We start from the raw sequence: 6,448 nt of genomic DNA on the forward strand, positions 1-6,448 counted from the left end.
GGTCGACTGATGTCAGCGCGCAGGCAGACGGTGACGCAGCGTCGTCGGCAAGCAGTACTCTCAGCGGCGGCGCTCGTGGTGATCGGGCTCGTCGTGGTTGCCACGTGGTTGATCAACGGGTCGTCCGACAACTCCACATCCACCCCGACGGCACGTCCCGGCGCCTTGAGCGCGGCCGCCGCGTCGACGTCGGTTCCGCCACGGGTGACGAAGACGCTGGCACGCATCGACGCGGGCACGTGGCCGCCGGCCGATGCGCCCGGCACGAAGGGCGGCACCAACTTCGGCAACTACGAGGGACGTCTGCCCACGAAGGCGGCGTCGGGCAAGCGGATCACCTACACGGAGTGGGACGTCAATCGTCGCGAACCGGGCAGGAGTCGCGACGCCGAACGTATCGTGACCGGCAGCGATGGATCGGCGTGGTACACCGCCGATCACTACAACACCTTCGTCCGAATCCGAGGTCCCAACCCATGACGCGCGACGACAGCCCCGGCGGCAGCCGACAAGGGCCCGCCATCTCGCTGAGCGAATTCCTCGAATCCGCCGGAAACGACGGCCCCGCTGTCGGGTTGTGGGTCGGACATCGGCCACCGCTCGCTCCCGTGGGTATCGAGTTCCGCGAGATCAGTGGTCGGGCGATGACAACGCTCGACGGCCTGTACGACACCTACGCGCGGGCCTGGGATTTCCCCGACTACTTCGGCCGCAACAGGGATGCGTTCGACGAATGCATGCGCGAACTCGATGAGAGCGGCATCGAGAACGATTCCGCGGTACCTGCGGGCTACCTCACCGCCATAGTCGACGCCGATCGGACACTCGGCGACGATCCCGAGGCATTCGAGTGGTTCGCTCGATCGCAGCTGCGCTACCGGGAGCACTACCGCGACGTCGCGGTGCCCCGCGGAATCTTCGCCGTGCTGCTCGAGACGTCGGAGAGCAGGCGACACGACCTGATCGCCCGGTGGCGTCGCGCGGGTGTGGCCGTCGCAACCGTCGCCACCGACCATCGACGCTGACGCGCCTCACGCCTGCGGCACCTCGTCGACGACGGCCGGTTGCCTCAACAGGACGACACGATCACAGGCGTGCAATTGCCGGTGTGTGCAATTGCCGGTGTGTTGGATTGCCGGTGTGTGCAATTGCCGGTGTGTGGATTTGCTTGGTACGCCACGGCACAGCGGGTTACGTTGGCAACGAGTCCCGCAACCGGTCGGGGCCGATACAAGGAGTCGATCATGACCATTCTCGCTGCAACCGAGGTACTCGCCCGATCGACGACGACAACGAGCGTCGGCTGGATCGGCTACGTCATCATCGGCGCAATCGCCGGCTGGATCGCCGGGAAGATCGTCAAGGGTAGCGGCTCCGGCATCCTGATGAACATCGTGATCGGGATCGTCGGTGCGCTGATCGGTGGTTTCCTACTCAGCTTCTTCGTCGACACCGCATCCGGCGGCTGGTGGTTCACACTCTTCACCGCGGTGCTCGGCGCCGTCATCCTGCTGTGGATCGTGGGACTGGTGCAGAGCAGACGCTAATCAAAGAGCAGACGCTGACATCGTCGTCGACGCCGAACCTACGCCGAGTCATCTACGCCGGGCCTGTGATGCAGGCCCGGCGTTCTGCTACTCCCGCCTGAGTCTCAGGCTGGCGCGAGCTGTACCACGCCGGGGTGACCGTCGAGGTAGTGCTTGGTGAAGGTGCAGACCGGTCGGAGTTGCGCACCCTGGCTCCGGGCGAAGCCGATCACACTGCGTGTGAGACCCGTTCCGAGTCCGTGGCCGGTGTACTCGTCGTAGAGCACGGTGTGCAGCACGGTCAGCGTCGTCTGGCCGTCGACTGTCTCGGTCGAGTAGCCGAGGACGCCGACCAGGTCGCCCGCGACCCACAGTTCGAATCGGTCCCGGGTCGGGTTGTGCACGACCTGCGCGATCTGTTGCAGTATCGATCGCGCCGATTGTGTCGGCCGTTGATGATTCTTCCGGTGCATGCCTCGTCCATCCCCTTCCAGGTTTCGTTCGCAGCGTCTGCGCAGCTCACGACGCTGCGTCCGGTTCCCCTCCGGGCACCACTGTATGTGATCGCAGTCACATCGTAACCTGCGGAACCGTAGGTTCGCCGACTTTGAGCCGACATCGTCGTAATCGTGACGGCGCCCCCCACGACCGTTCACCAGGGATTCATCGTTCCGTGATGTACGCCGCGCGCTCGTAGGCCCACATCACGACGCCGCCACTCCGACGGCCCGCCGGTATCCGCGCATCGCGCAGAACACCAAGAATCAACGCGAATCCTGCAGCCCAGCCGAGGGTCAGACACACCGGCGCCACTACAAGCAGGTGAAGAAGACGATCGGCGATCCCACCGCGAAGAACAGGAGTCCACTACGGGTTGCGGACCCGATGCCCCTCCGAGTGAGCACCGCGAACGCCGTGGATCGGGTCACCGATGTCCGTAGCGGCGGCGCATCGACCAGTCCGGCGAGCTCCGCGGCCGCGGTCATCGGGCAACTTCCTCAGCAGCAGAACGGTTCTCGTCCGTTAGTTGGAGGAACACCTCGTCGAGCGAAGGCCGACGGAGCGCGATATCGAACACCGCAAGCCCCTCACTGCACAGCGTCGATGCGACCGCGACGACCGTGTCGAGTTCACCCGGCGCCCCGACGACGAGGACGGGCCTCGGTTCCGCCGAGGTCGGCGCGTCGAGGAAAACGTGATCGCGCAGCGCGCCGCGGGCCAGCGAAACATCCCCGGCGTCGAGCAGAGTGATCTCGCAGATGGCCGATCCCGCTTGATGTTTGAGTTGTTCTGGCGTGCCGCGCGCGACCACTGTGCCCGGTTTCGTGACCGACGGGCGTCGAGCCAGTACAGTGAGGAACGCACGACAACCGAATCAACGCGGGGGCTCTCACGTGACCGAGGGCTGAGATGGCGGCAGGCGGCCGCCGACCGCATGAACCTGTCCGGGTAATGCCGGCGTAGGGAGAATCTCATGGGCACACCTGTATCCACGCACACCGTCGACACCGACATCCTGACCACCGGCCCGATCGTGGGCAGCACCAAGCACTACCTCTCCGTCGGCGACCTCCGTGTCCCACAACGACGCATCGCTCTCACCAACGGCGAACACCTCGACGTCTACGACACCTCTGGCCCGTACACCGACGACACAGCAATGATCGACGTCGAGGCAGGACTCGCACGCACACGCGACGAGTGGCAGCGGCCCGAGCCGGTCGACGGGGCGTCGACGCAGCTGGCCTGGGCACGGGCCGGAATCATCACCGACGAGATGCGATTCATCGCCGCCCGGGAGGGCGTCGATGTCGAGTTGGTGCGTACCGAGGTTGCGGCGGGTCGAGCGGTCATACCCGCCAACCATCGCCATCCCGAATCCGAACCGATGATCATCGGCAAGGCATTCGCGGTGAAAGTCAATGCGAACATCGGGAATTCGGCAGTCACCAGTTCCATCGCAGAAGAAGTCGAGAAGATGGTGTGGGCGACTCGCTGGGGTGCCGACACCATCATGGATCTGTCGACCGGCGACGACATCCACCTCACCCGCGAGTGGATCATGCGCAACTCCCCCGTCCCGGTCGGTACCGTCCCGATCTACCAGGCACTGGAAAAGGTCAAGGGTGATCCGACCAAGCTGACGTGGGAGATCTACCGCGACACGGTGATCGAGCAGGCCGAGCAAGGCGTCGACTACATGACGGTGCATGCGGGCGTGCTTCTCCGCTACGTCCCACTGACCGCGCGTCGGGTCACCGGAATCGTCTCGCGGGGCGGTTCGATCATGGCCGCATGGTGCCTGGCCCACCACGAGGAATCGTTCCTGTACACGCATTTCGACGAGCTGTGCGAGATCTTCCGCCGCTACGACATCACCTTCTCGCTCGGCGACGGACTGCGGCCGGGGTCCATCGCCGACGCCAACGACGAAGCGCAGTTCGCCGAGCTACGTACCCTCGGGGAACTGACAGGGATCGCGAAATCCCATGGCGTGCAAGTGATGATCGAGGGCCCGGGCCACATTCCGATGCACAAGATCGTCGAGAACGTCCGTCTCGAAGAAGAACTCTGCGAGGAGGCCCCGTTCTACACTCTGGGTCCGCTCGCGACCGACATCGCACCCGCCTACGACCACATCACGTCAGCGATCGGCGCCGCCATGATCGCACAGGCCGGAACGGCGATGCTCTGCTACGTCACGCCGAAAGAACACCTCGGCCTGCCCGATCGAGATGATGTGAAAGTCGGTGTGATCACCTACAAGATCGCAGCACACTCCGCCGACCTGGCGAAGGGACACCCACGCGCACAGGAACGCGACGACGCACTGAGCAAGGCGCGCTTCGAGTTTCGGTGGACCGACCAGTTCAATCTCGCACTCGACCCGGATACGGCACGCGATTACCACGACGAAACGCTGCCCGCCGAACCCGCGAAGACCGCGCACTTCTGCTCGATGTGTGGTCCGAAGTTCTGCTCGATGCGCATCTCCGCCGACGTACGGGCCTATGCCGAGGAACACAATCTGGTGACGGCAGAAGACATCGAAAGGCGACTCGAACAGGAAATGGCTACGAAGTCAGCCGAGTTCGCAGAAGCTGGGAACCGTGTCTATCTGCCGATCGACGCCGCATCGGGAGCGCCGGGCAGATCATGACAGCACCACTGCTGCCCACCGCGGCGCCGGGTGTCGCACCGGTTCGCGTCATGACCATTGCCGGATCGGATTCCGGCGGTGGTGCCGGGATCCAAGCCGACCTGCGCACATTCGCATTGCTGGGTCTGCACGGTCTCGTCGCCGTCACGGCCGTGACCGTACAGAACTCGGTCGGCGTCAGCGGCTTTCAGGAGATCGAGCCCGATGTCGTCGCCGCCCAGGTGCGCAGCGTGGTCACCGACATCGGTACCAGCGCCACCAAGACCGGCATGCTGGCCTCGGGAGCCATCATCGACGCCGTTGCCGACGTCTGCAACGAGGTCGGAATCGGGAGCAGCGGACACACACCTCTGGTCGTCGATCCGGTCTGCGCGTCGATGCACGGCGATCAACTACTGGCCGACGACGCACTGGATGTGTTGCGCAACCGCCTCTTTCCACTGGCAACGGTCGTCACACCCAACCTCGACGAGGTACGGCTCTTGACCGGCATCGACGTCGTCGACGAACAGTCGCAACGCAAGGCAGCTCGCGAACTGCACGCGCTCGGACCGCAGTGGGCGCTTGTCAAGGGCGGCCACCTGCGTTCCAGCGCGAGCAGCCCCGATCTTCTCTTCGACGGCACCGATTTCCTCGAGTTCTCCGGAGCACGCGTCGACACCCCGCACGATCACGGAGCCGGCGACACCCTGGCAGCGGCCATGGCGTGCGCGCTCGCACACGGACACGAGGTGCCCGGCGCCGTCGACTTCGCGAAACAGTGGGTCACCCGGGGCCTGAGCTCTGCCTACCCGCTCGGCTCAGGACACGGCCCGGTCAATCCGCTGTGGCGGGTCGATTCGAGCGAGAACACTGCGCGTGCATGACGTGACGTCGCGGTCACGGAGGATGTCGCGGACGAATAACAGTCCGCACCATCCCTCGATGAACATCGCAACACGCGCCGTAGGGTGAAACCCATGGGCTGGACGTATCTCATGGACATGGACGGCGTGCTGACGAACGAGGAACACCTCGTACCCGGTGCAGACGAGTTCATCGCGGAATTGCGCAGCAAGGGTATTCCGTTCTCCGTCCTCACCAACAACTCGATACGGACGGCACGCGACCAACACGCCAGGTTGCTGCAGATCGGGCTCGACATTCCCGAGGAATCGATCTGGACGTCGGGAATGGCGACCGCCGACTTCCTCGCGTCACAGGACCAGGGCGACACCGCGTTCGTCATCGGCGAATCGGGCCTCACCACGCCGCTGTACGAGAAGGGTTTCGTTACCACCGAAACCAACCCCGACTACGTGGTCCTGGGCGAAACCCGCATGTACTCGTTCGAGGCGATCACCACTGCGATCCGGATGATCGAACGCGGCGCGAAGTTCATCGCCACCAACCCGGACGTCACGGGGCCGTCGCATGACGGTTCCATCCCGGCGACGGGCGCCGTGGCCGCGATGATCTCGAAGGCGACCGGCCGTGAGCCGTACTACGTGGGCAAGCCCAACCCCATCATGATGCGGTCGGCACTCCGGCGTCTCGGTGCTCATTCGGAGAACACCCTCATGATCGGCGACCGGATGGACACCGACATCATCGCGGGCCTCGAATCGGGTATGCGGACCATTCTCGTGCTCACCGGGATCTCCAGCCGGGGGTCCGTCGAAAAATATCCCTACCGCCCGACCCTCATCCGCGAGTCGGTCAACGATCTCGTCGGCCACACCGGCGATCCCTTCGACGAGGCCGACACGCAGGACACGGCTGG

General features: G+C 64.6%; 9 protein-coding genes and 1 riboswitch. Of the genes, 6 read left to right on the plus strand and 3 right to left on the minus strand.

The window, feature by feature from the left end; all coding sequences use genetic code 11:
- Positions 1-9: 9 nt before the first annotated feature.
- From GOOTI_RS04245 to GOOTI_RS04255, 3 genes are all read left to right on the plus strand, one after another.
- The gene (locus tag GOOTI_RS04245; protein ID WP_039993366.1) at positions 10-480 is read left to right on the plus strand and encodes a guanyl-specific ribonuclease; all 471 of its coding nucleotides are present in this window, start codon (positions 10-12) and stop codon (positions 478-480) included.
- Entirely contained in the window at positions 477-1,025 is a 549-nt protein-coding gene (locus GOOTI_RS04250) for a barstar family protein (RefSeq protein WP_007237336.1), read from the plus strand. Before GOOTI_RS04245 ends, GOOTI_RS04250 begins: the two co-directional genes overlap by 4 nt.
- Before the next feature lie 219 nt (positions 1,026-1,244).
- Positions 1,245-1,547 carry a GlsB/YeaQ/YmgE family stress response membrane protein gene (locus GOOTI_RS04255; protein ID WP_007237337.1) on the plus strand — a complete coding sequence of 101 codons (303 nt, stop codon included), beginning with the start codon at positions 1,245-1,247 and terminating at the stop codon, positions 1,545-1,547.
- 104 nt (positions 1,548-1,651) lie between these two features.
- Here GOOTI_RS04255 and GOOTI_RS04260 read toward each other — a convergent pair whose 3' ends face one another.
- The 3 genes from GOOTI_RS04260 to GOOTI_RS04265 form a co-directional block, all read right to left on the minus strand.
- The gene (locus tag GOOTI_RS04260; RefSeq protein ID WP_007237338.1) at positions 1,652-1,999 is read right to left on the minus strand and encodes a GNAT family N-acetyltransferase; all 348 of its coding nucleotides are present in this window, start codon (positions 1,997-1,999) and stop codon (positions 1,652-1,654) included.
- A gap of 339 nt (positions 2,000-2,338) precedes the next feature.
- Positions 2,339-2,512 (minus strand): hypothetical protein, encoded by a 174-nt coding sequence (locus GOOTI_RS25995; RefSeq protein ID WP_007237339.1) that lies wholly within the window; start codon positions 2,510-2,512, stop codon positions 2,339-2,341.
- The gene (locus GOOTI_RS04265; protein ID WP_007237340.1) at positions 2,509-2,838 is read right to left on the minus strand and encodes a hypothetical protein; all 330 of its coding nucleotides are present in this window, start codon (positions 2,836-2,838) and stop codon (positions 2,509-2,511) included. Before GOOTI_RS04265 ends, GOOTI_RS25995 begins: the two co-directional genes overlap by 4 nt.
- A gap of 58 nt (positions 2,839-2,896) precedes the next feature.
- Positions 2,897-3,007, plus strand: a riboswitch (TPP riboswitch).
- On the opposite strand from GOOTI_RS04265, the gene thiC reads away from it, so the two are divergent.
- The 3 genes from thiC to GOOTI_RS04280 form a co-directional block, all read left to right on the plus strand.
- The gene (gene thiC, locus GOOTI_RS04270; RefSeq protein WP_007237341.1) at positions 3,001-4,686 is read left to right on the plus strand and encodes a phosphomethylpyrimidine synthase ThiC; all 1,686 of its coding nucleotides are present in this window, start codon (positions 3,001-3,003) and stop codon (positions 4,684-4,686) included. Its footprint overlaps the riboswitch before it by 7 nt.
- A complete protein-coding gene (thiD, locus tag GOOTI_RS04275) occupies positions 4,683-5,552 on the plus strand; it encodes a bifunctional hydroxymethylpyrimidine kinase/phosphomethylpyrimidine kinase (protein ID WP_007237342.1) in 870 nt (289 codons plus the stop codon). Before thiC ends, thiD begins: the two co-directional genes overlap by 4 nt.
- 93 nt (positions 5,553-5,645) lie before the next feature.
- Positions 5,646-6,448 (plus strand): HAD-IIA family hydrolase (locus GOOTI_RS04280; protein ID WP_007237343.1); only part of this gene is annotated, 803 nt, incomplete at its 3' end.

The organism is Gordonia otitidis NBRC 100426 (assembly GCF_000248075.1).
In the GTDB taxonomy this organism is placed as follows: domain Bacteria; phylum Actinomycetota; class Actinomycetes; order Mycobacteriales; family Mycobacteriaceae; genus Gordonia; species Gordonia otitidis.

Bases quoted from the DNA above. Each gene is read 5' to 3' on its own strand.
- GOOTI_RS04245 (WP_039993366.1), top strand. From the start codon at position 10: ATGTCAGCGCGCAGGCAGACGGTGACGCAGCGTCGTCGGCAAGCAGTA.
- GOOTI_RS04250 (WP_007237336.1), top strand. From the start codon at position 477: ATGACGCGCGACGACAGCCCCGGCGGCAGCCGACAAGGGCCCGCCATC.
- GOOTI_RS04255 (WP_007237337.1), top strand. From the start codon at position 1,245: ATGACCATTCTCGCTGCAACCGAGGTACTCGCCCGATCGACGACGACA.
- GOOTI_RS04260 (WP_007237338.1), bottom strand. From the start codon at position 1,999: ATGCACCGGAAGAATCATCAACGGCCGACACAATCGGCGCGATCGATA.
- GOOTI_RS25995 (WP_007237339.1), bottom strand. From the start codon at position 2,512: ATGACCGCGGCCGCGGAGCTCGCCGGACTGGTCGATGCGCCGCCGCTA.
- thiC (WP_007237341.1), top strand. From the start codon at position 3,001: ATGGGCACACCTGTATCCACGCACACCGTCGACACCGACATCCTGACC.
- thiD (WP_007237342.1), top strand. From the start codon at position 4,683: ATGACAGCACCACTGCTGCCCACCGCGGCGCCGGGTGTCGCACCGGTT.